This is a genomic window from Agromyces sp. S2-1-8 (genome assembly GCF_021129215.1).
GTDB classification, from domain to species: Bacteria; Actinomycetota; Actinomycetes; order Actinomycetales; family Microbacteriaceae; genus Agromyces; species Agromyces chromiiresistens.
The window spans coordinates 3,469,036-3,494,962 of the sequence record NZ_JAJOLP010000001.1 but is presented as its reverse complement, the minus strand read 5'-3'; the positions used below and the strand labels follow the sequence as shown (position 1 = coordinate 3,494,962).

Below are 25,927 nucleotides of genomic sequence, written 5' to 3'. Positions count from 1 at the left end.
ACGGCGGCAGCATGAGCTTCTACCTTCGGCGGGTCGCCTTCTACCTGGTGACCTTCTGGGCGGCGATCTCGCTCAACTTCCTGCTGCCGCGGCTGCTGCCGGGCGATCCGGCCGCGATCATGCTCGGCAAGCTGCGCCGAGCCAGCGGCGGGCGACCGCTCTCGGAGGAGACCGTGCAGGCGATCACGTCGATCCTCGGTGCGGGCAGGGACATGTCGCTGTGGGACCAGTACGTGGCGTACTGGGGCCGGCTGCTGCAGGGCGACCTCGGGGTCTCCTCGACGCGGTATCCGGCCCCCGTCGCCGACCTGATCTCGGCGGCGCTGCCGTGGACGATCTTCCTGGTCGGGACCGCGACCGTCATCTCGTTCCTGCTCGGCATCATCGTGGGCGCCTGGGTGGGATGGCGGCGCGGCACGAGGCTCGACCACCTCGTGCCGATCACCACCGTGTTCCAGTCGATCCCGTACTTCTGGCTCGCGCTCGTGCTCGTCGCGGTGTTCGCGGTGCAACTCGGGTGGTTCCCGATCGTCGGCGGCTACGACGTGTTCGAGTTCCCGGCGGGGCCGGAGTGGAGCTGGGCATTCCTCGGCAGCGCGATCTACCACGCGATCCTCCCGGCGACGACGATCGTGCTCTCCTCGGTCGGCGGCTGGCTGCTCGGCATGCGCAACATGATGGTCTCGACGATGTCGGAGGACTACGTGGTGACGGCCGAGGCGAAGGGACTCACCTCGCGGCGGACGCTCACGCGGTACGCCGCCCGCAACGCCGCCATCCCGAGCCTCGCGGGCTTCGGCATCGCGCTCGGCTTCGTCGTCGCCGGATCGATCGTGATGGAGCAGGTGTTCAGCTATCCGGGCCTCGGCAAGCTCATGATCCAGGCCGTGCAGGGTCTCGACTACGCGCTCATGCAGGGCGTGTTCCTCGTGATCACCCTCACGGTGCTGGTGGCGAACTTCATCATGGACCTCATCTACGGCTTCATCGACCCGAGAGTGCGACACAATGGATGACTCCCAGCCGACGCTCGATCGCGCGCCAGACGACTCGGGCTACGCGATGGGCGACGACGCCCCGTTCCAGGCCCCGGTCTCCGCGGAGGCGGTGCGCGAATCCGCGCGCGAGGCGAGTGCGACCGCGGCGTTCGCCGTCGCGCAGGCCGGCCGTGGCGGGCGGTTCCGCCACATCCTGCCGAGTCGCTCGGGCAAGCTCATCAACGGCCTCGTGATCGTCGGCCTGATCACGCTGTTCGGCATCTTCGGCCCCATGATCGCGCAGCCGCCGCGCGACTCCGACAACGACGCCCTGCTGCCGCCGTCGGCGGAGCACTGGCTCGGCACGACGAAGCTCGGCTACGACGTCTTCTCGCAGCTCGCGTGGGGCACTCGCGGGTCGTTGTTCATCGGGCTCGTCGCGGGGGTGGTCGCCCTCGTGCTCGCGATCGTCTTCGGCGTGTTCGCCGGCTACTTCGGCGGCGTCGCCGACGAGGTGCTGACGCTCTTCACCAACATCGTGCTCGTGATCCCGGGGCTTCCCGTGGTCATGGTGATCGCCGCGTACGTGCAGACGGCGGAGGGGCTCGGTCCGCTCGCGCGGAGTTCGCTGCTCGTCGCGCTCGTCCTCGGCATCACCGGCTGGGCGGGGTCGGCCGTCGTGCTCCGAGCGCAGGCCCGTTCGCTGCGCACGCGCGAGTACGTCGCCGCCGCACGGGTCGCCGGCGAGAGGCCCGCCCGCATCATCTTCGTCGAGATCCTCCCGAACCTCGTGCCGCTGCTCGCGGCCCAGTTCATCTTCGGCGTGATCTTCGCGGTGCTCGGCGAGGCCGGCCTCTCGTACCTCGGGCTCGGGCCGACCGGGTCGATCACCCTCGGCACGATGCTCAACGACGCCCAGACCGGGCAGGCCGTCGGCACCGGCGCCTGGTGGTGGTTCGTGCCGCCCGGCCTCATCATCGCCGCACTCGGTGCAGGGCTGTCGCTCATCAACTTCGCGATCGACGAGGTCGTGAACCCGAAGCTCAGGCTCGCACCCGAGAACGCCAAGCGCCAGCGACAGGCTGCGAAGGCCGGCAAGGGCGTCGCCGACACGGGAGCGTTCGCATGAGCCGCGCCGGCCGTGCGAACGGCATCGACCGCACCGGCATCCCCGTCGAGGCCGGCGTCACCGGAATCGACCCCTCCCGACGCGGCGAGCCCGTGCTGACCGCCCGGGACGTGTCGATCGAGTACGAGGTGGAGCCGCCCGTGAAGGCGGTGCGCGGCGCGTCGATCACCCTGCATCGCGGCGAGCTCCTCGGACTCGCGGGGGAGTCGGGTTGCGGCAAGACGACGCTCGCCTACGGGCTGAACCGACTGCTCAAGGCGCCCGCCCTCATGACGGGCGGCGAGGTGGTCTTCCACGACGCCTCGGGGCGCGACATCGACGTCGTCGGGCTCGACGGCGAGGCGCTCCGCACCTTCCGGTGGAGCAAGGTGTCGATGGTGTTCCAGGGGTCGATGAACTCGCTGAACCCGGTCATGAGCGTGCGCAAGCAGCTGCACGACGTGTTCACGACGCACCGGCCCGGCATGCGGCGCGCCGAGCGCGAGGCGAGGAGCGCCGAGCTGCTGAGCCTCGTGGGCGTCGACCCGGCACGGCTGTCGAGCTTCCCGCACGAGCTCTCGGGCGGCATGCGGCAGCGCGTGATGATCGCGATGGCCCTCGCCCTCGACCCGCAGGTCATGATCATGGACGAGCCGACGACCGCGCTCGACGTGGTGGTGCAGCGGGGGATCATCCGCGAGATCATGCGGCTGCGCGAGCGGTTGGGGTTCGCCGTCGTCTTCATCACGCACGACCTGCCGCTGCTGATCGAGATCAGCGACCGCATCGCGATCATGCTCGAGGGGCGGATCGTCGAGCAGGGCACGGCGGAGGAGATCTACCGCACCCCCTCGCACGAGTACACGAAGCGCCTGCTCTCGAGCTTCCCGAGCCTGCGGGGGGATCGCGGCGACTTCATCAGGACCGGCGTCGGGTCGGGCGCCGTCGAGGGAGGTGCCGCATGAGCGCGCACGGCACGGCGACGAGCGGCACGAGCGCGACTTCGGCGAGCCTCGAGGCCCGCAATCTCGTGAAGGACTTCCGCCTGCGCAGCGGGGTGAAGTCGCGCATCCTGCACGCGGTCAGGGACGTCTCGTTCACCCTCGAACCCGGCCGCACGATCGCCCTCGTGGGCGAGAGCGGCTCGGGCAAGTCGACGATCGCCCGCATGATGGCGAAGCTCGAGGCCCCGAGCTCGGGCGAGATCCTGCTCGACGGGGCGCCGAGTGCGACGGGCGGCTCGCGGCTCGCGAGCTACCGGCGCGACGTGCAGATGGTCTTCCAGGATCCGTTCGGGTCGCTGAACCCGTTCCATCCGATCCGGCACCATCTCGAGCGGCCCCTGCGGATCCACCATCCGAGGCTCTCGTCGAAGGAGATCGGTGCGCGCGTCGACGAGCTGCTGGAACGGGTGCGGCTGTCGCCCGCGTCGACCTTCGCGGATCGGCGGCCGCACGAGCTGTCGGGCGGCCAGCGGCAGCGCGTGGCGATCGCCAGGGCGCTCGCTCCGGGCGCGAGGTTCATCATCGCCGACGAACCGGTGTCGATGCTCGACGTGTCGATCAGGCTCGGGGTGCTGAACCTGCTCGCCGAACTCCAGCGGCAGGAGCAGCTCGGCGTGCTCTACATCACGCACGACCTGGCGACTGCGCGGCACTTCTCCGACGAGATCCTGGTCATGTACCGCGGCGAGATCGTCGAGCGCGGTCCGAGCGAGCGGGTGATCCTCGATCCGCAGCACGAGTACACGAAGACGCTGCTCGAGGCGGCGGCCGACCCCGATCGCCTCGGGCGGCTTCGTGACGAAGTGCGGAACGGCGGTTGAATGTCAATTCAGTAAAGAACGTTTTTAGATAGAGTTGCGACAGTGCGATCCGCACCAGGGGAGGGACGGCATGAACCAGATCGATCCGGGCACGCCCACGTGGCTCGCCGCGCGCAACGACCGCACGGCGTTCCGGCTCCTCCTCGAGCACGGTCCGCTCACCCGCTCGAAGCTCGGCGCACTGTCGGGGCTGTCCAAGCCGACGGCCACGCAGATGATCACCCGGCTCGAGCGGGTCGGCCTCATCCACCCGGTGGGCGAGGTCTCGGGGGGCCGCGGTCCGAACGCCGTCAGCTACGGCGTGCGCGTCGATCGCATCACGGGCGTCGCGATCTCGATCGTGGCCGGCGCCATCCAGGCGGTCGTCGTCGACGCGATCGACGGCGATCACCCGATCGTCGAGATCGAGGCGGCATCCTCGGGGCGCACCCCAGAGGGCGACGTCCGCGCGGCGGTGGGGGCGGCCTGCGAGGCCGCGGGCCTCGATCGTTCGTCGGTCAGCCGCGTCGTCATCGGCGTGCAGGCCGCGTTCTCCGTCGACGGAGACGAGCTCTCGCTCACCGACACGCTCCCGGGCTGGCCGGCGGTCGGCGCCCGCGAACGGATCGAGGCCGCCCTCGGGCTCGCCGCGACGATCGACAACGACGTGAACCTGGCGGCCATGGCCGAGCGCGCGGTCGGCGCCGCGCAGGACGCCGCGAGCTTCGCCCTGTTCTGGATCGGCGACGGACTGGGGGTGGGCGTCGACCTCGGGGGCGTCGTGCATCGCGGCGCGTCGGGCAGCGCGGGCGAGATCGGCTACCTCGGCGTGCCGAGGGCCGCGGCCGAGCTCGCCCCCGAGGCGAACGACCTCACCGACCTGCTGGGCGGGCCGGCGGTGGCCAGGCTCCTCGGCGCCGCCGGGCGGCCGCTCGCCACTGCGCTGCCGCGGCTCGCGGAAGACGATGTCGCGCTCGCCTCGCTCGCCGATCGGGTGGCGCTCGCCGTGCATCCGCTGCTCGCGATCCTCGACCCGGCGATGATCGTGCTCGGCGGTCCGACCGGCACGGCCGGCGGGGCCCGGCTCGCCGCGCTCGTCGCCGAACGGATCGACCCGGCCGACCATCCGAGGGTCGTGGTGCGCACGAGCGGCACCGGCGTGCAGCCGGTCCTGCTCGGCGCCCGGCAGCAGCTCGTCGAACAGATCAGGGACCAGCTCGAGGCCGATATCTCGCTCGCGGGCTGACGCGCCCGCACCTCACACCACCGACACGGATGCCGCGAGGCATCCGGCGGTCGACCACACCTGCGCGCAGCACCTGCGCGCCAGCCTGCTTCCAGCGGAATGAGGAGACATGAAACTCGCCATCGTCGGCGGTGGATCCACCTACACCCCCGAGCTCATCGACGGCTTCGCCCGGCTGCGCGAGACGCTGCCGCTCGAGGAGATCCGGCTCGTCGACCCCGACGAGCACCGTCTCGCCCTCGTCGCCGGGATGTCGCGGCGCATGCTCGCCCACGCCGGCCACCCCGCGCGCGTGATCGGCACGACCGATCTCGTCGCGGGCGTCGCCGACGCCGACGCGGTGCTCGTCCAGCTGCGGGTCGGCGGGCAGCACGCGCGCCACGCCGACGAGACCTGGCCGCACGAGGTCGGCTGCATCGGTCAGGAGACCACCGGGCCCGGCGGCCTCGCGAAGGCGCTGCGCACGGTCCCCGTGGTGCTGCGCATCGCCGAGGCCGTGCGCCGGCACGCGAAGCCCGACGCCTGGATCGTCGACTTCACGAACCCGGTCGGCATCGTGACCCGCGCCTTGCTCGAGGCCGGGCACCGTGCGGTCGGCCTCTGCAACGTCGCGATCGGGTTCCAGCGTCGCTACGCGTCGTTCTACGGCGTCGAGCACGACCGCGTGCACCTCGGCCACGTCGGGCTCAACCACCTGACCTGGGAGCGCAGCGTCACGATCGACGGGCGCGACCGGCTTCCCGACCTCCTCGCCGACCGGCTCGGCGACCTGGCCGACGAGGTGCACCTCGCACCCGAGCTGCTCGCACAGCTCGGCGTCGTGCCCTCGTACTACCTGCGGTACTACTACGCCCACGACGAGGTGCTGCGCGAGCAGCTCGCCGAGCCGACGCGGGCCGAGGCGGTGCAGGCGATCGAGCGCGAGCTGCTCGAGCTCTACGCCGACGAGTCGCAGCACGAGAAGCCCGCCGCGCTCGAGGGGCGGGGCGGGGCGTTCTACTCGGAGGCCGCGATCGAGCTGCTCGCCGCGATGCGCGACGGCGCGAGCCGGTCGCGGGTGGTGAACCTCCGGAACGACGGCGTGCTGCCCTTCCTGCCCGACGATCACGTGATCGAGGTGCCGGCCGTGTTCCGCGACGGGGGATTCGTCGCGGAACCGGTCGCGCCGCTGCCCGACGACATCTCGGGCCTCGTCTCGGCGGTCGCGGGCTACGAGCGGCTCGCGCTCGACGCGGCCGTGCACGGCGGACGCGACCGCGTCCTGCGCGCGATGCGGGCGCACCCGCTCGTGCTGCAGCACGAGCGGGCCGAACGGCTCACCGACCTGCTCATGGCCGAGAACGCCCGCTTCCTGGAGTGGGCATGACCGGCCGGGGCGGCGTGCCGCTCGTCGTCGCGGTCGACGGCGGCGGCTCCAAGACCGATGCCGTCTCGCTCGAGCTCGACGGCACGCTCGTCGAGCATCGTCGCGGTCCGGGCTCGAGCCCCCACTTCGACGGGCTCGACGCCTCGGCCGCGGTGGTCGACGAGCTCGTGCGGGCGGTCGCGGGCCGTCGCCCGGTCGTCCACGCGGGGCTCTACCTCTCGGGGCTCGACCTGCCCATCGAGATCGAGCGGTACGAGGCGGCCATCGGCCGGTGCGACTGGGCCGCGGCCTCGGTGACGGTCGACAACGACCTGTACGCGCTGCTGCGCGCCGGCACCGACGAACCCGACGCCGTCGCGATCGTGTGCGGCACGGGCGTGAACGCGATCGGACTCCGCGCCGACCGCGCCGAGGTGCGCTTCCCGTCGCTCGGGTCGCTCTCGGGCGACTGGGGCGGCGGTTCCGGCCTGGGCGAGGCGGCGCTCTGGCACGCCGCCCGCGCGATCGACGGGCGCGGCCCGTCGACGGCGCTGGTCGGCGAGATCGAGCGGCGCCTCGGCGTCGGCTCGGTCGGTGAGCTGATCGAGGGCCTGCACTTCGGCGAACGGGATGCCTCGGAGCTGATCTCGCTCGCCCCCGCGGTGTTCGAGGCGGCCCGGGCCGGAGACGCCGTCGCGATCGGTCTCGTCGACCGGCAGGCGACGGAGCTCGCGGACTTCGCGCGGGCCTGCCTCACGAGGCTCGAGCTGCTCGACCGCGAAATCCCGGTCGTGCTGGGCGGCGGCATCGCGCGATCGCGCGACGAACGCCTGCTCCGAGGCATCCGCTCGGAACTCGCGGCGGCCGCGCCGCTCGCGCGCCTGAGCGTCGTCGACGATGCCCCCATCGTCGGGGCGGCACTGCTCGCGCTGGAGGCCGCCGGCGGCGACGGCGCCGCGCTCGTGCGTGCACGAGCGGCCGTGTCGGCGGTCACGGCGGCCGAGCCGGCGCTGCTCGACGCGTGACGTCGTCGATGCCGGGGCGTACGCTCGGCCCATGAGCATCCCGCAGCGATTCTCGCTCGTCACGCTCGGCGTCGCCGACGTCGAGGCGGCGACCGCCTTCTACCACCGGCTCGGCTGGCACGAGGCCCGGTCCTCGGTGCCCGGCGAGATCACCTTCTTCGCGACCCCGGGCGGGGTCGTCGCCCTCTGGGAGACCGCCGAGCTCGCGAAGGACGCGGCGCTGGGCACGTTCCACGCGAACGCGCCCGGTTTCCGCGCCGTCGCACTCGCGATCAACCTGGGCTCGCGCGACGAGGTCGACGAGGCGATCGGCGACTGGGTGCTCGCCGGCGGCTCGATCTCGAAGGCCGCGGCCGCGACCGAGTGGGGCGGGTACAGCGGGTACGTCGCCGACCCCGACGGCAACCTGTGGGAGCTGGCGCACAACCCGGGCTGGCCGCTCGACGAGCGAGGGCTGCCCCAGCTCGGCTGAGATCCGGGGCGAAGAGTACCCCGGTCAAGGGCACCCTCCCCGCCCATCTAGACTGGAATCCGTGAATTCAGAGGAAACCGTCGACGTCGTGCTGATCGGCGGGGGCATCATGAGCGCGACGCTCGGCTCCCTGATCTCCCAGTTGCAGCCCGATTGGACGATCCGCCTCTACGAGCGACTCGGCGAGGTCGCGCAGGAGTCCTCCAACGCGTGGAACAACGCGGGCACCGGCCACGCCGCCCTGTGCGAGCTCAACTACATGCCCGAGAACCCCGACGGCACGGTGAGCGCGGCGAAGGCCGTCTCCATCAACGAGCAGTTCCAGATCAGCCGCCAGTACTGGGCGTACCTCGTCGCCCAGGGTGCGCTGCCCGAGCCGCACAACTTCATCAACTCGACGCCGCACATGACCTTCGTGCGTGGCAAGGCGAACATCGAGTACCTGCGCAAGCGCGTCGCCGCGCTCAAGGACGAGCCGCTGTTCCCCGACCTCGAGTACACGGAAGACCTCGAGCGCATCGCCGAGTGGACGCCGCTGCTCGCGAAGAAGCGCAACCCGAAGGCGCGCGTCGCCGCGACCCGCATCGAGGCGGGCACCGACGTCGACTTCGGCGCCCTCACCAAGTACCTCATGCACGACATGGCCGCGCGCGGCGCGTCGATCCAGACGAACCACCAGGTCACCTGGCTCAAGCGCCAGAAAGACGGAACCTGGAAGCTGCGGCTGCGCCACACCGTGGGCAACACCCCGAAGACGGTGCGCGCCCGCTTCGTGTTCGTGGGCGCCGGCGGAGGTGCGCTCGCCCTGCTGCAGCACTCGGGCATCCCCGAGATCAAGGGCTTCGGCGGGTTCCCGATCTCGGGCCAGTTCCTCCGCACCACCGACCCGAAGATCGTCGCCCAGCACCAGGCGAAGGTCTACGGCAAGGCCGCCGTCGGCGCTCCGCCGATGTCGGTGCCGCACCTCGACACCCGCGTCGTCGACGGCGAGACCGCCCTGCTGTTCGGCCCGTACGCCGGCTTCACGCCCAAGTTCCTGAAGACGAGCACCTGGTTCGACCTGCCGTTCTCGATCCGCCTGCACAACATCTGGCCGATGATCCAGGTCGGCCTCAAGAACTTCGATCTCGTGAAGTACCTCGTCGGCGAGCTCATGGCCAACCGCGAGAAGAAGATGAAGGCGCTGCGCGAGTTCATGCCGACGGCGAAGACCGGCGACTGGGAGCTCATCACCGCCGGCCAACGCGTGCAGGTCATGAAGAAGGACGGCGCGAAGGGCGGCGTGCTGCAGTTCGGCACCGAGGTCATCACGGGCGCCGACGGCACGATCGCGGGCCTGCTCGGCGCATCGCCGGGCGCCTCGACGGCCGCGCCCATCATGCTCGACGTGCTCGGTCGCTGCTTCCCCGACCGCATGGCCGATTGGGAGCCGAAGCTGCGCGAGATGATCCCGAGCTACGGCATGCGCCTGTCCGACGACCCGGCCGCGGCCGAGGCGTCGCTGAAGGCCACCGCCGACGTCCTGGGGCTCACCGCCTGACTCGACGGGCGCTTGCGCCGTCGTGCGACCGTCTGCTACGGTCGATCCCGCTATGAAGTGAGTACAGCCCACCGTCCCGCGCCTGAGGCGCCGTAGACATCGGGTGTGCTCACGGGGTTGACGAACGCCCACTGATCGCGACGGCGCTCTGCGCACCCATCTCGGCAATGCCCGGCGGGAACTCTCCTGCCTCCGAACGGTCGTCGCGCACGCAACCGCGATAACCGGCGACCGTTCGGAGGCCTTCCGCGAACGGCGGTCTCCATGCCGGTACAACTCTCCTTTTCCAACCATCTCCGGGCCGACGGACTGTCGGTCTCCTTCCCCGATCGGCGCATCTTCGCCGATCTCGGCTTCACCGTCGCGCCGGGCCAGCGCGTCGGCCTCATCGGCGAGAACGGGGCGGGCAAGTCCACGCTGCTCCGGCTCCTCGCCGGCGACCACGACGGGGATGCCTCGCCGTCGGGCCTGCCCGACGAGGCATCCGTCTCCGGTCGCCTGACCCGGCCGCGCCGCACCGCGCTGCTCGAACAGGAAGTGCCGTTCTCACCCGACGCGCGAGTCGGCCTCGTGCTCGAGTCGGCGCTCGCCGAGGTCCGGGCCATCGAGCGCGAGCTCGACGCCGCCGCCGTCGCACTCGGCGGCGCGGACGCCGAGGCCGCCTCCTCCCGGTACGCGGCGGCACTCGACGCCGCCGAGCGTGCGGAGGTCTGGACGGCCGAGACGCGCCGCGACGAACTGCTCGAGGGGCTCGGCGTCGCCGGCCTCGGCCTCGACCGCCGCATCGACGAGCTCTCGGGCGGCCAACGCTCGCGGTTCGCGCTCGCCGCGCTGCTGCTCTCGGCGCCCGAGGCGCTGCTGCTCGACGAGCCGACGAACCACCTCGACGACGCCGCCGCCGACTTCCTCGAGTCGCGGCTCCGAGCCTGGCGAGGACCCGTGCTCTTCGCGAGCCACGACCGGGCGTTCCTCGACCGGGCGGCGACCGGGCTCATCGACCTCGACCCGGGGCGGCAGGGCGCGCTCGCCGCGTCAGCCGCGGCCGGTCGCGGCGCGAGCAGCAGCGAGGTGCTGAGCGCCTCGGGCGGCACGGTGTTCGGCGGCGGATTCAGCGAGTTCCTCGCGGTGAAGGCCGACGAGCGGGCCCGCTGGCAGCGCCAGTACGAGGACGAGCAGGAGGAGCTGAAGCGCCTGCGCGCGGCAGTCGCCGACACGGCGCGGAACGTCGCGTACGGCCGAGCGGCGACCGACAACGACAAGTTCATCCGCCACTTCAAGGGTGAGAACGTCGCGCGCACGGTCGCGCGTCGCGTGCGCAACGCGGAGCAGCGACTCGAGACGCTCGAGCGCGAGCAGGTGCGCAAACCCCCGTCGCCGCTCGAGTTCGCCGGGATCCCCGCGGGTTCGCACGCGCTCGAGGAGGCCGCCGGCCTGCTCGTGCAGGTCGCCGACCTCGAGGTCGAGGGGCGACTGCGCCTCGACGAGCTGCAGCTCGCACCGCTCACGAGACTCCTCGTCACGGGTGCGAACGGCGCGGGCAAGTCGACGCTGCTGGGCGTGCTCGCGGGCGGGCTCGCGCCCGATCGCGGTACCGTGCACCGGCGCAAGGGGCTGCGGGTGCAGCTGCTCGAGCAGGACGTGCGCTTCGCCGACCCGTCGGCGACGCCGCGCGCGCTCTACGAACGGGTGCTCGGCGAACGCCGCGCCGGCCAGGTGCCGCTCTCGAGTCTCGGGCTCATCGCGCCGCGTGATCTCGAGCGGCCGCTCGGCACGCTGTCGGTCGGGCAGCAGCGGCGGCTCGCCCTCGCGCTCGTGATCGCGCGGCCGCCGCACGTGTTCCTGCTCGACGAGCCGACCAACCACCTGTCGCTCGCACTCGCGACCGACCTCGAGGAGGCCCTCGGCGGCTACCCCGGCGCCGTCGTCATCGCGAGCCACGATCGCTGGCTCCGCCGGCGCTGGGCGGGGGAGCGGCTCGAGCTGCACGCGGGCGCCGCCGTTCCGGCCGCGGTGGGGGACTGAGCGAGCGGATGCCTCGGGGCCGGGCCCGAGGCATCCATCCGCACTGTCCGATGCAGGCGACCTCGCTCGGAATCGCATTCGACTCTCGCCCGAATTTGGACGAGACTCGAATGAGCAATACGGACGCCGTGCCGGGTGTCGCTTGCGCCAGACTCGAATACATGTTCGAATGTACGAATGAGATGGAGCGGGCAGGAACTCGGCGTCGACCAGGTCGATGCGCTGCCCGGCCTCGCCCGGCTCAACAATCTCGTGCGCTCGGTGCAGACGCCCGAGTTCGCGGGCATCACGTTCCACGAGGTGCTCGCGAAGTCGGCGCTCAACCGGGTGCCGGGCCAGTCGATGATGCCGTTCGGCTGGACCATCAACCCGTATCGGGGCTGCAGTCATGCGTGCGTGTACTGCCTGGAGCCCTCGACGGCCATCATGATGGCCGACGGTCGGACCAAGGCGCTCTCCGACGTCGAGGTCGGTGACGAGGTCATGGGCACACGGCAGATCGGTCAGTACCGGAAGTACGTGGAAACGATCGTGCTGGCCAAATGGGCGACTCGTAAGGCCGCGTACCGCATTCGCCTGGCCGACGGTACTGTTCTCGTCGCGAGCGGCGACCACCGATTCCTCACGGAGCGCGGATGGAAGTACGTCACCGGAGCGATGGCAGGCGGGCCGGGTCGACCGTATCTCACCGTCGACGACCGCCTCATCGGATTCGGCGCAATGTCTGGGAGACCGGTTCCATCGACCGCGTCCGACGATTATCGCCGTGGATATCTGACGGGCATGATTCGCGGCGACGGCATGATGCTTCGACGGATCCACCCGCGTGCGACAGGTGGGGCGTTGGTCGCCCACCGCGTTCGTCTGGCGCTCGCTGACGACGAGGCGCTGTCGCGCTCGCGCCGATTCCTTGAACACTTCGGGGTGATGACGTCGCAATTCCGGTTCACTCCCGCCACGGCCACCCGCCGAGAGATGGCGGCGATCCGAACTTCGAAGTCCAGGGATTTCGACGCCGTCGGCGCCATCATCGAGTGGCCGCAGGATCCGGCCGAGGCGTGGCGTGCAGGGTATCTCGCCGGCATCTTCGACGCCGAAGGCTCGTGTGCTCGGGGCGTGCTGCGCATCAGCAATTCAGACGATGTCGTCCTCACCGCAGTCGAGCGCTCGCTGTCGCATTTCGACATTCCGTACGTCCGTGAGCCCGCCCGCGCGAACGGGGTGTCGAGCGTTCGGGTGCGCGGCGGGCTCCGCGCACGGAACGACTTCTTCTCGATCAGCCGGCCTGCGATCAAGCGGAAGCTTGCGCTCGCCGGCACCACGGTCAAGACAATGGCCGACCTCCGCGTGGTGTCGGTCGAACCGCTCGGTACGCAACTCGAGATGCTCGACATCACGACGTCGACCGGAGACTTCATCGCGAACGGGGTGGTGAGCCACAACTGCTTCGCTCGCCCGACCCACAGCTACCTCGACCTCGATGCCGGTGATGACTTCGATCGGCAGATCATCGTGAAGGTCAACGTCGCCGAGGTGCTCCGGCGCGAGCTCGCCCGGCCGTCGTGGCGGCACGACTCCGTCGCATTGGGTACGAACACCGACCCGTACCAGCGGGCCGAGGGGCGCTACGAGCTCATGCCGGGCATCGTCGACGAGCTCACGGCGAGCGGCACGCCGTTCAGCGTCCTCACGAAGGGCACCCTGCTGCGCCGCGACCTGCCGAAGCTCGCCGCTGCCGCCGAGCACGTGCCGGTCGACCTCGCGATGTCGATCGCGATCTACGACCCCGAGCTGCAGCAGTCGATCGAGCCGGGCACGCCGTCGACCAGGGCGCGACTCGCGACCGTCACGGCGGTACGTGAGGCGGGGCTCGACTGCGCCGTCTTCCTCATGCCGATCCTGCCCTACCTCACCGACACCCGCGCCCACCTCGACGAGGCACTCCGTCAGGCCAAGGCAGCCGGCGCGTCGAGCGTCCTGTACACGGCGCTGCACCTGCGCGGAGCCGTGAAGCCCTGGTTCATGCAGTGGCTCGAGCGCGCCCACCCCGAGCTCGTGCCGAAGTACCGGTCGATGTACTACGGCACCAACGCCTACGCGCCGAAGGAGTACCGCCGCTGGCTCGGTGAGCGCATGCAGCCGCTCATCCGCGCACACGGCCTCGCCCGCGGAACGGAGGATCCGGTCACGGGCGGGGTGCGTTCGTCGGCGGGGCGGGGCGGCAAGCGCACGACGCCGCCCCGCCCCGCCGGCGAGCTGCCCCTCGGGACCGCCGCGCCCGGCGATCCCGCCATGCTGTTCTGATTCCGCCCGCCGAGCCGCCGTGCGCGCCACGGCCTCGGCGTGCGCGTTCGCGATCGAGACGCGCCCCGGATGCGCGGAAGCGCGCAGAACTGGGATAATTCGCTGAGTCCGGTCCACATGGCGCGATCGGGCCGCCGGTCGCGAGTGGAGGTTCACGATGAGCCTGGGGTTGCCGGGGCATCTCGCACGCGACAGCCTGAGCCGGGCGCTCGCCTTCGCGGGACACTGCGCGGCCTTCGCATGCCTCGCCGTCTCGATCTCGGTCGGCGTCATCGTCGCCACGGTCGGCGGAACGCCCGGCGGGTGGGCGGGCGCCGCACTCGCCGCGATCATGGCGCTCGCGCTCGCCGCCGTCGCGCGGTTCCCGACGGTCACGCTCACCGTGCTCGCGCTCGTCATCGGCACCGGCATCATGATCGCGCTGACCGTGCTCATCATGCGGCCGGGCGGCTTCGCGACGACCAACAACGCCCTGCTCGCGATGCCGCGGATCGCCCTGCTGCTGGTCGGCGGTGCCGGCAGCGGATCGCTCATCGCGATCGTGTGGGCGTCGCTCGGCTACGCCCTCGGCGAGGCGGCGATGTTCCTCGGCGTCGCGCTCGTGGGCGGGGTGTATGCGCCGAACATGGCGGCGGCTGCGGCATTCGGCATCCTCATCGTCGTCAGGGTCTTCGACGGCGTCTCCCGCCGTTCCGACGCCCGCCAGGAGACCGGCCTGCACCGTGCGAGCCAGCAGACCCGTGAACTCGCCATCCGCCACGACTACGAGCTCAGGGCGACCGCGCGGCTGCACGACACCGCGCTCAGCCACCTCATCGCGATCGCATCGGCGGGCTCGGGCGTCGTCGACGAGCGGTTGCGCGCCGGAATCCGCCAGGATCTCGGCCTCATCGTCGGCCGGGACTGGGCGATCGACCACGCCGGCCCGACGACGGCAGGGTCACCGCAGCGTGCATCGACCGGCGCCCGCGCAGGCGGGAGCGACGTGGCACCCGCGACCGCCTCGGCCGCCGGCACCGGGGCGGGCGCCGTCGACGACACCGTCGCGACGACCGGGGGTCGATCTCGACGGCGTGCCGCCGCTCGGCGCACGAGCGCACCGTCATCGTCCGCCCGCCCCGATGGCGGCTCGGCTCGTGAGGTGGCTGCCGCCGACGGCGAGCCCTCGCTCGTGCAGGCGTTCACGGCGGCCGAGCACGCCGGCCTCACCGTGCGCGTCACGGGCGACGTCGGGGTGATGCGGGTGCTCGGCCCGGCGCGGGCGGAGGCGCTCGACGCCGCGGTCGCCCAGTGCCTCATCAACGTCGCCCGCCACGCCGGCGTCGCCGAGGCCGAACTCGCCCTCGGACTCGGCGGGGGAGAGGTGACGGTCGCCGTCATGGACAGCGGCGTGGGGTTCGACGAGTCCGCCGTGCCCGACGACCGCATCGGGCTGCGCACCTCGATCAGGGCCCGCATCGAACAGCAGGAGGGCACGGTGCGGCTGTGGTCGACGAAGGGCATCGGCACGACGATCGTGCTCACGGTTCCCGAGGGGGGTGCGTGAGCCGGTGAGACTGACCCAGCAGGAGGCCGACCCGATCGGCGCGATCACCGCCGCCCCCATCGTCGTGATCGGCGCCGTGCTCTCGCTCGGCACGTCGCTCGCGCTCACGTGGGTGCACCGCTCCGAGATCGTCGCACCCGTGGCGGCGGTCGCGGCGATCGTGCTCGTCGCCGCCGCCGGTGCGGTCGCAGCGGTGTCGGCGGCCCCGTCGCGGGCCCCGTTCACGGCGGAGCGCCTGTGGCTCGTGGTGACGCTCGCCGTGGGGGCGGCCATCGCCGAGTACATGAGCACCGTCGGGTCCAACCAGTACCTCTACGACGACTACGGGCCGGTCGTGATCGGCATGCTCATCCTCTCGGTCGCCCCGTTCTGCACCTGGCTCTCGCTCGCGCTCGCCGGAGTGCTCGCCTCGATCGTGCTGTCGATCCTCGTCGTCGGCGCTTCCGCCTACGTCGTCGCCGACGCCCCGGTCGCCGCGCTCATCGCCGTCAACGCGGCGCCCGTGGTCGCGCTCTCCGCCGCCGCCGCGGGCTACGCGTACGCGATCATCGCCGAGACGCTCGCGTGGCAGCGGGAGGCGAACCGGGCGGCGCTCCAGCGCGACTCGGAGCTGCGGGCCGGCATCGCAAGGTCCGTGCAGCAGAGCCGCGTCTCGGTGCTCGGCCGCGAGGTGCTGCCGTTCCTCGCGGGCGTGATGACCGCGGAGCGCATCTCGGTCGCCGATGCCGACCGCGCGCGCGAGCTCGCCGAAGAGCTCCGGCGGGCGCTTCGTGCGGGCATCGAGTCGACCTGGCTCGACGATCTCGCGGCGAACCTGCGGGTGAGCCGCGGTGTCGAGACCCTCGTCGACGACCCGACGGGCGCCGCCGACGTGCTCGGCGACGACCAGCGGTCGGCGCTCACCGCCCTCATCACGTGGCTCGCCGACACGGGCCGTTCCGAACGCGTCAGCGTCGCATTCTCGCCCGAGCCCGAGGGCGGACTCATCCGGATCGTCGCCGATCCCGCGGCGCGTCCACCGGCCAAGCGCGAACTCGATCGGTTCGTCGCCGTGGCTCGTGCCGTGGCGTTGGGTGCCGAATCGGTCTCGACGCGGGAGAATGTCACTGTGGAGCTGAGATATGTCATCGAGTGAACCGGCCGCGACGCCGCGCCATCGTCTCGCGATCCTCGACGACCACGGGTTGATCGTCGACAGCCTGGCGCGGTGGTTCGCCGATCTCGCGCCCGATTTCGAGGTCGTCGTGACCGCGACCTCCTGGATGGACCTGGTGCGCAGCCCCGCCTTCCCGGTCGACCTGGTGCTCATGGACCTCCAGCTCGGCGACAGCGTGTCGATCGAGTCGCGCATCCGGGCGTGCCGTGCCGCCGGCGCGCGGGTCATCGTCGTCACCGCACTCGACGACGACGAGTCGCGAGAACGCAGCATGGCCGCCGGTGCGGCGGGGTTCGTCTCGAAGACGCTGCCCGCCGAGACGCTCGTCGACTATGCACGGCGCGTGATGCGCGGCGAACGACTGCCGAGGCATCCACGACCGCAGGGGCGACCGGGCGAGGCGCCCGGCTCGCACACGACGATGTCGGGGGTGCACCTCAGCCCGGCCGAAGAGAAGGCGCTGCGCTACTACGCGCAGGGGCTCAGCACGCTCGAGGTCGGCCAGCGCATGGACGTCGGCTACGAGACGGCGAAGACGTACCTGCGACGGGTGCGCGAGAAGTACGCGAAGGTGGGCAAGCCGGCCAGCCGCAAGGCCGAGCTGATCCGTCGTGCCGCAGAAGACGGATTCCTCGAGTAGATGGCGAAACTGTACTTCCGCTATGGGGCGATGAACTCCGGAAAGTCGACGGCGTTGCTCCAGGCGGCGTTCAACTACGAGGAGCGGGGCCACCGGGTGCTGCTCGCGAAGCCCGCGGTCGACACGAAGGGCGACCGGGACATCGTGTCCCGGCTCGGCGTCGTGCGCGAGGTCGACTTCGTGATCGAACCCGACGCACCCGTGCTCGACCGCTTCCAAGGGCACCGCACCCGGGTCATCGAGGAGGCCGGCCGCGACGTGAGCTGCCTGCTCGTCGACGAGGCGCAGTTCCTCTCGTCCGACCAGGTCGACGACCTCCTGCGCATCGCGCTCATCGACGGCATCCCCGTGCTCGCGTACGGCATCCGCACCGATTTCCAGACGGTCGCCTTCCCGGGCAGCCGGCGCCTGCTCGAGGTCTCGCACTCGCTCGAGGAGCTCAAGACGATCTGCCGCTGCGGTCGCAAGGCGATCTTCAACGGCCGCCGGGTCGACGGCCGCTACATCTTCGACGGCGACCAGGTCGCCATCGACGGGGTCGAGGTCGCCTACGAGTCGCTGTGCGGCGTCTGCTACCTGCAGGAGTCCGGCGGGGTGCTGAACGGCCGTCACTGACGAGGATGCCTCGGCGCGAGCCGTGCCGCTGTCATCCCCGTCCGTCGGGCCGCGGCCACCTGCCCGAGGGTGGTGCCGACGAGGCATCCGCGTGATGATGGAGGCAGGAGGGCCGCCGCATGAGCGAAGTCGTCGTCGGAGTCAGCACCGCCGAGAGCGCCGGCCTGAGGGCGGTGCGCTGGGCCGCAGAACGGGCATCGGCGCGTCGCTGCCCGCTCCGGCTCGTGCACGTGGTCGACAGCGCCGTCGAGGCGACCGGAGACGCCCAGTTGCTGCTCGCCGCGCTCGTCCGGGCCCGCGCGTCGCTCGCCGACGCCGCCACAGTGGCGCTCGACGTCGACCCTGGTCTCGAGGTCGCCACCGAACTCGAGCAGGGATCGCCCGTCGAGGTGTTCGCGGAGCGGTCGCGGGGTGCGGAACTGCTCGTCGTCGGCAGCGACTGGCACGGCGGAAAGCGTCCGAGCCGGCGAGGTGTGCACAGCCTGCGCATCGCCGCAGCGAGCGAGGCGCCCGTCGTCGTCGTGCCCGACATCGACGTCTCGGCGCGTCGCGGCGTCGTCGTCGGCGTCGACGGATCGCAGGTCGGCGCGCGTGCACTCGCCTTCGCGGCCGACGAGGCGGAGCGGCGCGCCGTGCCGCTCGTCGCGGTGCACGCGTGGGACATGGCGCTGATGGCCGGCGGCGAATACGGCTACGGCCCCGCGATGGTCGCCGTCGACGACCTCACCGACGCAGCCCGCGAGGTGCTCGACGACGCGCTCGCTCCCGTGGCGTCCGCCCGTCCGGCACTCGAGATCGACCGGCGGGTCGAGGCGGGCGACCCGGTGACGGCGCTCGCCGAGGCGGCTGCCGAGGCCGAGTTGCTCGTCGTCGGCAGCCACGGCAGGGGTGCGATCGCCAGGTTCCTGCTCGGTTCGGTCAGCCACGGCGTGCTCTCGCGGCTCGAGGCGCCGACGGTCGTCGTGCGGTGAGCGCCGCGCCGGTCGTGCGATCGCCGCGCAGCCGGCTGCGCGCCGCACTGCCGGCCCGGGTCGACGGCATCGACGCCGCCCGCGGCCTGGCGCTCATCGGCATGTTCGTCGCGCACGTCGCGCCGGCCGCCGCAACGCTCGACGCGACAGAACTCCTGGCCATCGCCGACGAACGCCCGCGACTGCTCTTCGCCCTCACGGCGGGCTTCGGGCTCGGCTTCATCTCGGGCGGCACCCGCCCGATCGGCGAGGGGCGCGGGCTGCTGCGCCGTCAGATCACGATCCGCGCGCTCATCCTCATCGCGCTCGGGCTGCTGATCGCCGCGACCCTGAACCCGCTCGTGTACATCATCCTCGACGTGTACGGCGTCGCGTTCCTGCTCATGCTCCCGCTGCTGTTCCTGCCGCCGCGCGTCGCGCTCGGGCTCGGCGCCGTGCTGCTCGCGATCGCGCCCGGCCTCGCGGCGGCGGCGCAGTACAGCCCGGGGATCGTCGCCGCGGGCGAGGGCGAGGTCGGGCTCCTCGTCGGCTGGGTCCTGACCGGGGCGTACCCGGTGATCATCTGGGTGCCGGTCATGCTCATCGGCCTCGGGCTCGCGAGGCTCGGCGCCTCGGCTCCGCGAGTCGTCGCCTGGTACGCGCTCTGCGGCGCGGCGGTGGCGGCCGTGATGCTTCCGCTGACCCGGGTGCTGCCTGCCGAGACGGATGCCTCGGCGTCGGTGCTCGAGCACGCGGTCTCCGCCTCGGCGCTCGCCATGGGCAACGTCGGGGTGGCGCTCGTGATCGTCGCGGCCACGGTGACGCTCACCGGTCTCGCGAGGCCCGCCGTCCGCCGCGTCGCCGGCCGCGTGCTGTCGCCGGTCACGGCGATGGGGTCGATGCCGCTCACGATCTACACGCTGCACCTCATCGTGATCGCAGCGGCGAAACGCGCTGAAGACGGATACCTGACCGACGACTCGTGGGCGCTCACGTTCGGGCTGATCATCGGCAGCATGATCTTCGCGTGGTGCTGGCGCCGGTGGCTCGGTCGCGGACCGCTCGAACGACTGCTGCGCGCGGCGAGCGGCCGCAACCGCGAGAATGGAAGTCCCGCTCGAAAGGACTTGCCATGCGCATCTCGGTGATCGGCTGCGGCTACCTCGGGGCGGTGCACGCGTCGGCGATGGCCGAACTCGGACACGAAGTCGTCGGCGTCGACATCGACGCCGCGAAGGTGGCCGAGCTCGCTGCCGGCCGACCGCCGTTCTTCGAGCCGGGGCTCGCCGAGATCCTCACCTCCGCCACCGCGTCGGGTCGCCTGCGCTTCTCGACGGACATCGCCGACGCCGCCGACGCGGAGGTGCACTTCGTCGCGGTCGGCACCCCGCAGTCCGCGGGCACGAACGCGGCCGACCTGAGCTACGTCGACGCGGCGTTCGCAGCGCTCGCCCCGCATCTCGCCGACGGGGCGCTCGTGGTCGGGAAGAGCACGGTGCCGGTCGGCACGGCGTCCCGGCTGGCCGACCTGCTGGCCGCGGTCGCGCCGCAGGCGGAGGTCGCCTGGAATCCGGAGTTCCTGCGCGAGGGCTTCGCGGTCCGCGACACCCTCGAGCCCGACCGACTCGTGTACGGAGTCCGCGATCCCGGCGGGGACGGACGTGCGGCGTCGGTGCTCGATCGGGTGTACCGTGCGGCGATCGAGGCCGGAGCGCCGCGCATCGTGACCGACTACGCGACCGCCGAACTCGTGAAGGTCGCGGCGAACGCCTTCCTCGCGACGAAGATCAGCTTCATCAACGCGATGGCCGAGATCGCCGACGTCACGGGAGCCGATGTCACCGCCCTCGCCGACGCGATCGGCCATGACGCGCGCATCGGCCGCCGCTTCCTCAACGCCGGTGTCGGGTTCGGCGGGGGATGCCTCCCGAAGGACATCCGTGCGTTCACGGCACGCGCCGAAGAACTGGGGCGCGGCGAGTCCCTCGCCTTCCTGCGCGAGGTCGACGCGATCAACCTGCGCCAGCGGCAACGGGTCGTCGACCTCGTCGTCGCCGCACTCGGCGGACAGGTGCACCGCAAGCGCATCGCGGTGCTCGGCGTGACGTTCAAGCCCGAGTCCGACGACGTGCGCGATTCACCCGCGCTCGACGTGGCGGTGCAGCTCAAGGGGCTCGGCGCCGACGTGGTCGCGACCGACCCCGAGGGCATCGAGAACGCCCGTGCGCGGCACCCCCAGCTCGACTACGTCAGCTCGACCCGTGAGGCGTTGCGCGGGGCCGACCTCGTCGTGCTCGTGACCGAGTGGAGGGAGTACCGCGCGCTCGATCCCGTCGACTCGGCGCGACTCGTCGCGGGTCGCCGCATCATCGATGCCCGCAACGTGCTCGACGCAGCGGCCTGGCGCGCGGCCGGCTGGGAACTGCGGGGCATCGGGCGCCCCTGAACGTACGGATACGACAGAACCCCCTCCGATCTCGGAGGGGGTTCTGCGTGTGGTCGGGGTGACAGGATTTGAACCTGCGACCTCTTCGTCCCGAACGAAGCGCGCTACCAAGCTGCGCCACACCCCGGTGGCCCCGCAGGGCCTCAACAAGGATAGCCGATATTTCCGGCGCCGCTGACCAGTCCGCCTCATGCCTCGTGCCGACGCGCGGCACGAGGCATGCGGTTCGTCACCGATCGGCCGGAACGAGCGTGATCAGCGTCGCCTCGGGTGGGCAGGCGAAGCGCACGGGGGCGAAGATCGAGGTGCCGAGCCCGGCCGAGACGTTGAGGAATGCCGAGCGCAGCCCGTGCCGCCAGACGCTCAGCCCCTTGACCTGCTTGCGCGGGATGTCGCAGTTCGTGACGAGGGCTCCGAAGCCGGGCACGCAGACCTGGCCACCGTGGGTGTGACCCGCGAAGATGAGCTGGGCGCCGTGGTTCACGAAGGAATTGAGCACCCGCTGGTACGGGGCGTGCGCCACCCCGATGGTCACGGTGGGGCGAGGCGTCGATCTCCGAGCGCGACGAAGCGGACCGGGATCGGGCCAGGTCTCGTCGCCGAGCGGGTCGTCGGCGCGCAACTCGTCGATCGCGCCCGCGATGAGGTCGAGACGGTCGTAGCCCTTGTGCGGGTCGTCGACGCCGAAGAACTCGAAGTGCGTGCCGCGCAGGTCGAGGCTCGTCGCCGTGTTGTCGAGGTCCTGCCAGCCGAGCTCGGCGAAGTACGCGTGCAGCGCGTCGATGTCGAGCCGCTTCGACGTCACGCGGTGCCGCGACGGGCCCATGAAGTAGCCGAACGGGTTCTTGGGCACAGGGCCGAAGTAGTCGTTCGACCCGTTGACGAACACGCCGAGGATGCCTCGGAAGGGCTCGAAGGCCCGGCGGATGCCCTCGAGGCCCTGCTCGTGCCCGAGGTTGTCACCGGTGTCGACGATGAGGTCGGGCTCGAGGTCGGCGAGCGAGCGCACCCAGTCCTGCTTGTCGCGCTGCCACGGCGCCATGTGCAGGTCGGAGAGGTGGAGCACCCGGATCGGTTCGGCCCCCGCGGGCAGCACCGGCACCTCGGCGCGCCGGAGCGTCCACCGGGTGCGCTCGACGAGCGAACCCCACGCGAATGCGGCGACGCCCGCCGCGCCGATCGCCAGGGCGATCCGCGCGGCGGGCGTCAGTCGACCGTTCAACCGGCTTCCGGAGCTGTGCCGCCGTCGGTGCCGCCGTCGGTGCCGCCGCCCGGGTTGTCGCCGCCGTCACCGCCGCCGGTGAAGCGGCCGATCACGATCTTGACCTTGTCACCCGGCTTGGCGTTCTCGCCCGCGCCCGGCGACTGGGAGATGACGATGCCGTCCTTGCTCTGGTCGTCGGTGTCCTCGCGGTCGCGATCGACGCGGTAGCCGGCCGCGGCGAGCGTGGCCTCGGCCTGGTCGGCTTGCATCCCGGTCACGTCGGGCAGCGCGCTCAGGTTGCCGCGGCTGACCTTCAGCGAGATCGACGAGCCCTTCGGCGCCTGGCCCGAGGCCGACTGGCTGCCGATCGTGCCCTTCGGCTGGGCGGAGTCGACCTCGCCGTCCATCGTCCAGCCGAAGCCGGCGTCCTGCAGCGCCTTCTGCGCTGCCTCGGGTGCGAGGCCGATCACGCTCGGCACGTTCGCCTTCGGCGTCGTGAGGTACTTCTGGTCGGGCTCGGGGAACGCGTCGCCGCCGTACTTGTTGTTGGCGACGTCCATGATGCGCGGCCAGATGTTGTGTCGGAGGACCGCGGCCTCGGTACCGTTGATGTAGGTGTCGCGCAGGTTGACGAATCCGGTCGCGTTGTACACGCCGACCACCGTCGCGACCTTCGACGACGCGCCGCTCATCCAGGTGGCGACCGCGTCGTCGGTCGTGCCGGTCTTGCCGATCATCGGGGTGCCCGCGGTGTCCATCTTGTAGCGCGACGAGCGGCCAGTGCCGTCGGTCATGACGCGCTGCAGCGCGTACGTCATGCCGGCTGCGACGTCGGGCGTGATGGCCTGCGTGCAGGTCGACTTGGGCACCTCGATCGGCTCGCCGTTCGCATCGGTGATCTTGTCGATCGCGATCGGCGTGCACGACTTGCCGCCGCCCGCGACCGCGGCGAAGGCGGTCGCCATCGAGATCGGCGCGATCTCTTCAGTGCCGAGCACGGCCGAGGGGCCGAATGCGATGCGGTCGCCCTCGCTGTTGATGCCCTCGCCGAGCGGCTTGCCGTCGGCGCGGCCAGAGCTCATGAGCGCCGTCGCGGTGTTCTTGATGCCGCAGAGGTCGAGCTGCTTCGCCATCGCGACGAAACCGGTGTTCTCGGAGTTGACGGTGTTGTAGAGCGCCGACCAGTAGCCGCCGTTGCCGCCCTCGTCGTTGCGCGGGTCCCAGTCGCCGGCGTAGACGTTGTCGGCGGGGCAGCTGCTCTTGAACGTACCCCAGTTATTGCGCTTGCGTGCGTCCATGCTCTCGTTGACCGAGTGCCCCTCCTTCAGCCACTCGCCGAGGGTGAAGATCTTGAAGGTCGACCCGGGCTGGAAGCCGCTCGAACCGCCGTAGTCGATCGTCGAGTTGTAGTTGACCGCGTCGTAGCCGTCGCCGGTCACCTCGGGGTCGACGTTGTAGACGGTGTTCTGCGCCATCGCGAGGATGCGGCCGGTACCCACCTGCACCGAGACGGCCGAGGCGCCGATGTCGGCCTCGGGGATCGCCGTGGGCACGTTGTCGTGCACGGCCGAGTACGCCGCCGCCTGCAGGTCCATGTCGATCGTCGTGTAGATGTCGAGACCGCCGCGCTCGAGCATCGCCGCGCCCTCGTTCTCCTCGGTCTCGGGGTTGTCGAGCTTGTTCTTGATCTCCCACGTCACGTAGTCGCAGAAGTACGCGTAGCTCGGGGAGGCCTGGCAGCCGCTCGAGGGCTCGGTGATCTTGGGGGCGACGGGCTCGGCGATCGCGGCGTCGTGCTCCTCCTTGGTGATCTTCTTCTGCTCGAGCATCTTGTCGAGGATGTAGTCGCGACGCTCCTTGTTGCGCGCATACGGAACGGTCTCGCCGTCGACGACCGTCTTCGCGCCGTTGAGCTCGTCGTCGGGGTAGTCGAGGCGGAACTCCTCGGGGCTGTTCACGATCGCGATGAGGCTCGCGGCCTGCGCGAGCGAGAGGTCGTGGGCGTTCGTGCCGAAGTAGTACTGCGCGGCGGTCTGCACGCCGTAGATCTGCCCGCCGAAGCCCGCGATGTTGAGGTAGCCGCGGAGGATGTCGTCCTTCGAATACTGCTTCTCGACGGTGATCGCGTACCGCATCTCCTTGAGCTTGCGGTCGATCGAGGTCTCGGTGTGCTTCTCCCACGCCTCGAGACGCTCTTCCTGCGTCTTGGCCTTCGCCATGTCGTTCGAGACGAGCACGTTCTTCACGTACTGCTGCGTGATCGAGGATCCGCCCTGGGTGCCGGCGCCGCTCACCGTCGAGAGGGCACCGCGGATCGTGCCCGCGATGTCGATGCCGCCGTGGTCGTAGAACCGCGGGTCCTCACCGGCGACCGCCGCGTCCTTGAGGTACGGCGAGATGTACTCGAACGCGACCTCTTCGCGGTTGTCGTCGTAGAACCACGCCATCGGCGACGGCGTTCCGTCGGGCTTCACCGCGTAGATGGTCGACTTCTGCGCCAGCTCGCCGATCTCGAGCGAACTCGGAAGGTTCTCGAACATCGTGATGCTGTTGTTGGCAGCCATACCGGTGACGGCGAGTGCCGGGGTCACCGCGGCGGTCACGAGGACGCCGGCGACGACGCTCATGCCGACGAATCCGAGAATGCCGGTACCGACGTCGCTCATCGTGCGTTTTTGGGCAGACATATAGTGGAGCTTAACGGAGAAGGCTGGCAAATCCCGCTACGCGCGCTGGGCGTCGCATCCGGGCACGACACGCCGAGACCCGTCATTCCGCACGCATCGTGCACGAGACATCCAACGAGGGAGCCCATATGCCGGCCTGGGAGTACATCACCACTCCGCTGCTCATCCACAACACCGCCGCGATCCTCAACAACTGGGGCTCGGAGGGGTGGGAGCTCGTGCAGGTCGTCCAGGGGCCCGAAGGCGGGCTCGTGGCGTACCTGAAGCGCCCCAAGGGCGGCGAGTCGTCGCACGCTGCCCAGGCGGGTGCCGCGGCGGCCGCGCAGGCCGCGAAGCAGTTCGAGGGCGAGGGGCACGCCTGATGGCCGGATTCGAGGCCCGTCTCGCCGAGCTCGGCATCGAGCTCCCCGAGGTCGCAGCACCCGTCGCCGCCTACGTGCCGGCCGTCGTCACCGGCTCCCACGTCTACACGTCGGGCCAGTTGCCGTTCACGGCGGGCGCGCTCCCCGCGACCGGCAAGGTCGGCGACGGGCACGGGCTCGTGCCCGCCGACGACGCCAAGGCGTACGCGCGCACGTGCGTGCTCAACGCGCTCGCCGCGGTGCGCGCCGAGGTCGGCTCGCTCGACCGCGTGACCCGCATCGTGAAGCTCGTCGGCTTCGTCGCGAGCGACCCGGGCTTCACCGGTCAGCCCGGCGTCATCAACGGCGCCTCCGAGGCGCTCGGCGAGATCTTCGGCGACGCCGGCCGGCACGCTCGCTCCGCGGTCGGCGTCGCGGTGCTGCCGCTCGACTCGCCGGTCGAGCTCGAACTCGTCGTCGAGTTCGCCTGACGCACTGA

22 protein-coding genes and 1 tRNA gene are annotated in these 25,927 nt (G+C 71.1%); 20 read left to right on the top strand and 3 right to left on the bottom strand.

What is annotated here, in order from left to right:
* Nucleotides 1-11 precede the first annotated feature (11 nt).
* The 18 genes from LR269_RS15910 (at nt 12) to LR269_RS15825 (ending at nt 21,196) form a co-directional block, all read left to right on the top strand.
* A complete protein-coding gene (locus LR269_RS15910; protein WP_231431728.1) occupies nt 12-1,016 on the top strand; it encodes an ABC transporter permease in 1,005 nt (334 codons plus the stop codon).
* Complete coding sequence (locus tag LR269_RS15905; protein WP_231431727.1) at nt 1,009-2,106, top strand: ABC transporter permease; 1,098 nt, start codon at nt 1,009-1,011, stop codon at nt 2,104-2,106. The genes LR269_RS15910 and LR269_RS15905 overlap by 8 nt, the downstream gene beginning before the upstream one ends.
* A complete protein-coding gene (locus tag LR269_RS15900) occupies nt 2,103-3,050 on the top strand; it encodes an ABC transporter ATP-binding protein (protein WP_231431726.1) in 948 nt (315 codons plus the stop codon). Before LR269_RS15905 ends, LR269_RS15900 begins: the two co-directional genes overlap by 4 nt.
* Nucleotides 3,047-3,910, top strand: coding sequence for an ABC transporter ATP-binding protein (locus tag LR269_RS15895; protein WP_231431725.1), 864 nt, complete (start codon nt 3,047-3,049; stop codon nt 3,908-3,910). Before LR269_RS15900 ends, LR269_RS15895 begins: the two co-directional genes overlap by 4 nt.
* A 70-nt stretch (nt 3,911-3,980) precedes the next feature.
* On the top strand, nt 3,981-5,135 hold the full coding sequence (locus LR269_RS15890; protein ID WP_231431724.1) for an ROK family transcriptional regulator: 1,155 nt from the start codon (nt 3,981-3,983) through the stop codon (nt 5,133-5,135).
* A gap of 109 nt (nt 5,136-5,244) precedes the next feature.
* On the top strand, nt 5,245-6,501 hold the full coding sequence (locus LR269_RS15885) for a 6-phospho-beta-glucosidase (protein WP_231431723.1): 1,257 nt from the start codon (nt 5,245-5,247) through the stop codon (nt 6,499-6,501).
* On the top strand, nt 6,498-7,505 hold the full coding sequence (locus LR269_RS15880) for an N-acetylglucosamine kinase (RefSeq protein WP_231431722.1): 1,008 nt from the start codon (nt 6,498-6,500) through the stop codon (nt 7,503-7,505). The genes LR269_RS15885 and LR269_RS15880 overlap by 4 nt, the downstream gene beginning before the upstream one ends.
* 31 nt (nt 7,506-7,536) lie before the next feature.
* Entirely contained in the window at nt 7,537-7,977 is a 441-nt protein-coding gene (locus tag LR269_RS15875; protein WP_231431721.1) for a VOC family protein, read from the top strand.
* A gap of 61 nt (nt 7,978-8,038) precedes the next feature.
* A complete protein-coding gene (locus LR269_RS15870) occupies nt 8,039-9,517 on the top strand; it encodes a malate:quinone oxidoreductase (RefSeq protein WP_275506505.1) in 1,479 nt (492 codons plus the stop codon).
* Nucleotides 9,518-9,781: 264 nt separating this feature from the next.
* On the top strand, nt 9,782-11,539 hold the full coding sequence (locus LR269_RS15865; protein WP_231431720.1) for an ABC-F family ATP-binding cassette domain-containing protein: 1,758 nt from the start codon (nt 9,782-9,784) through the stop codon (nt 11,537-11,539).
* Between the two features lie 177 nt (nt 11,540-11,716).
* Entirely contained in the window at nt 11,717-13,843 is a 2,127-nt protein-coding gene (locus LR269_RS15860; RefSeq protein ID WP_231431719.1) for an intein-containing Rv2578c family radical SAM protein, read from the top strand.
* A 157-nt stretch (nt 13,844-14,000) separates the two neighbouring features.
* Nucleotides 14,001-15,389: a sensor histidine kinase gene (locus LR269_RS15855; RefSeq protein WP_231431718.1), complete on the top strand. Its 1,389-nt coding sequence runs from the start codon at nt 14,001-14,003 to the stop codon at nt 15,387-15,389.
* A gap of 4 nt (nt 15,390-15,393) precedes the next feature.
* On the top strand, nt 15,394-16,524 hold the full coding sequence (locus LR269_RS15850; RefSeq protein ID WP_231431717.1) for a hypothetical protein: 1,131 nt from the start codon (nt 15,394-15,396) through the stop codon (nt 16,522-16,524).
* Nucleotides 16,511-17,185: a response regulator transcription factor gene (locus LR269_RS15845; RefSeq protein WP_231431716.1), complete on the top strand. Its 675-nt coding sequence runs from the start codon at nt 16,511-16,513 to the stop codon at nt 17,183-17,185. Before LR269_RS15850 ends, LR269_RS15845 begins: the two co-directional genes overlap by 14 nt.
* Nucleotides 17,186-17,800 carry a thymidine kinase gene (locus LR269_RS15840; RefSeq protein WP_231431715.1) on the top strand — a complete coding sequence of 205 codons (615 nt, stop codon included), beginning with the start codon at nt 17,186-17,188 and terminating at the stop codon, nt 17,798-17,800.
* 119 nt (nt 17,801-17,919) lie between these two features.
* Nucleotides 17,920-18,771: a universal stress protein gene (locus tag LR269_RS15835; RefSeq protein ID WP_231431714.1), complete on the top strand. Its 852-nt coding sequence runs from the start codon at nt 17,920-17,922 to the stop codon at nt 18,769-18,771.
* Complete coding sequence (locus LR269_RS15830) at nt 18,768-19,898, top strand: heparan-alpha-glucosaminide N-acetyltransferase domain-containing protein (RefSeq protein WP_231431713.1); 1,131 nt, start codon at nt 18,768-18,770, stop codon at nt 19,896-19,898. The genes LR269_RS15835 and LR269_RS15830 overlap by 4 nt, the downstream gene beginning before the upstream one ends.
* Nucleotides 19,883-21,196: a UDP-glucose/GDP-mannose dehydrogenase family protein gene (locus tag LR269_RS15825; protein ID WP_231431712.1), complete on the top strand. Its 1,314-nt coding sequence runs from the start codon at nt 19,883-19,885 to the stop codon at nt 21,194-21,196. Before LR269_RS15830 ends, LR269_RS15825 begins: the two co-directional genes overlap by 16 nt.
* Nucleotides 21,197-21,246: 50 nt before the next feature.
* Here the strand turns inward: LR269_RS15825 and LR269_RS15820 are convergent.
* The 3 genes from LR269_RS15820 to LR269_RS15810 all read right to left on the bottom strand — a co-directional run bounded on the left by LR269_RS15820 (nt 21,247) and on the right by LR269_RS15810 (nt 25,066).
* A tRNA-Pro gene (locus LR269_RS15820) sits at nt 21,247-21,323 on the bottom strand.
* Nucleotides 21,324-21,425: 102 nt separating this feature from the next.
* Nucleotides 21,426-22,418: a metallophosphoesterase gene (locus tag LR269_RS15815; RefSeq protein ID WP_231431711.1), complete on the bottom strand. Its 993-nt coding sequence runs from the start codon at nt 22,416-22,418 to the stop codon at nt 21,426-21,428.
* The gene (locus LR269_RS15810; protein ID WP_231431710.1) at nt 22,415-25,066 is read right to left on the bottom strand and encodes a transglycosylase domain-containing protein; all 2,652 of its coding nucleotides are present in this window, start codon (nt 25,064-25,066) and stop codon (nt 22,415-22,417) included. The genes LR269_RS15815 and LR269_RS15810 overlap by 4 nt, the downstream gene beginning before the upstream one ends.
* A gap of 149 nt (nt 25,067-25,215) precedes the next feature.
* On the opposite strand from LR269_RS15810, the gene LR269_RS15805 reads away from it, so the two are divergent.
* Together LR269_RS15805 and LR269_RS15800 are read left to right on the top strand one after the other, a co-directional pair.
* Nucleotides 25,216-25,449: a DUF4177 domain-containing protein gene (locus LR269_RS15805; protein WP_231431709.1), complete on the top strand. Its 234-nt coding sequence runs from the start codon at nt 25,216-25,218 to the stop codon at nt 25,447-25,449.
* A complete protein-coding gene (locus LR269_RS15800) occupies nt 25,449-25,919 on the top strand; it encodes a RidA family protein (RefSeq protein ID WP_231431708.1) in 471 nt (156 codons plus the stop codon). Before LR269_RS15805 ends, LR269_RS15800 begins: the two co-directional genes overlap by 1 nt.
* Nucleotides 25,920-25,927 lie beyond the last annotated feature (8 nt).

What these genes read in the sequence shown, in the direction of transcription:
- LR269_RS15910 (WP_231431728.1), top strand. Translation starts at nt 12, where the DNA reads ATGAGCTTCTACCTTCGGCGGGTCGCCTTCTACCTGGTGACCTTCTGG.
- LR269_RS15905 (WP_231431727.1), top strand. Translation starts at nt 1,009, where the DNA reads ATGGATGACTCCCAGCCGACGCTCGATCGCGCGCCAGACGACTCGGGC.
- LR269_RS15900 (WP_231431726.1), top strand. Translation starts at nt 2,103, where the DNA reads ATGAGCCGCGCCGGCCGTGCGAACGGCATCGACCGCACCGGCATCCCC.
- LR269_RS15895 (WP_231431725.1), top strand. Translation starts at nt 3,047, where the DNA reads ATGAGCGCGCACGGCACGGCGACGAGCGGCACGAGCGCGACTTCGGCG.
- LR269_RS15890 (WP_231431724.1), top strand. Translation starts at nt 3,981, where the DNA reads ATGAACCAGATCGATCCGGGCACGCCCACGTGGCTCGCCGCGCGCAAC.
- LR269_RS15885 (WP_231431723.1), top strand. Translation starts at nt 5,245, where the DNA reads ATGAAACTCGCCATCGTCGGCGGTGGATCCACCTACACCCCCGAGCTC.
- LR269_RS15880 (WP_231431722.1), top strand. Translation starts at nt 6,498, where the DNA reads ATGACCGGCCGGGGCGGCGTGCCGCTCGTCGTCGCGGTCGACGGCGGC.
- LR269_RS15875 (WP_231431721.1), top strand. Translation starts at nt 7,537, where the DNA reads ATGAGCATCCCGCAGCGATTCTCGCTCGTCACGCTCGGCGTCGCCGAC.
- LR269_RS15865 (WP_231431720.1), top strand. Translation starts at nt 9,782, where the DNA reads ATGCCGGTACAACTCTCCTTTTCCAACCATCTCCGGGCCGACGGACTG.
- LR269_RS15860 (WP_231431719.1), top strand. Translation starts at nt 11,717, where the DNA reads ATGAGATGGAGCGGGCAGGAACTCGGCGTCGACCAGGTCGATGCGCTG.
- LR269_RS15855 (WP_231431718.1), top strand. Translation starts at nt 14,001, where the DNA reads ATGAGCCTGGGGTTGCCGGGGCATCTCGCACGCGACAGCCTGAGCCGG.
- LR269_RS15845 (WP_231431716.1), top strand. Translation starts at nt 16,511, where the DNA reads ATGTCATCGAGTGAACCGGCCGCGACGCCGCGCCATCGTCTCGCGATC.
- LR269_RS15840 (WP_231431715.1), top strand. Translation starts at nt 17,186, where the DNA reads ATGGCGAAACTGTACTTCCGCTATGGGGCGATGAACTCCGGAAAGTCG.
- LR269_RS15835 (WP_231431714.1), top strand. Translation starts at nt 17,920, where the DNA reads ATGAGCGAAGTCGTCGTCGGAGTCAGCACCGCCGAGAGCGCCGGCCTG.
- LR269_RS15825 (WP_231431712.1), top strand. Translation starts at nt 19,883, where the DNA reads ATGCGCATCTCGGTGATCGGCTGCGGCTACCTCGGGGCGGTGCACGCG.
- LR269_RS15810 (WP_231431710.1), bottom strand. Translation starts at nt 25,066, where the DNA reads ATGAGCGACGTCGGTACCGGCATTCTCGGATTCGTCGGCATGAGCGTC.
- LR269_RS15805 (WP_231431709.1), top strand. Translation starts at nt 25,216, where the DNA reads ATGCCGGCCTGGGAGTACATCACCACTCCGCTGCTCATCCACAACACC.
- LR269_RS15800 (WP_231431708.1), top strand. Translation starts at nt 25,449, where the DNA reads ATGGCCGGATTCGAGGCCCGTCTCGCCGAGCTCGGCATCGAGCTCCCC.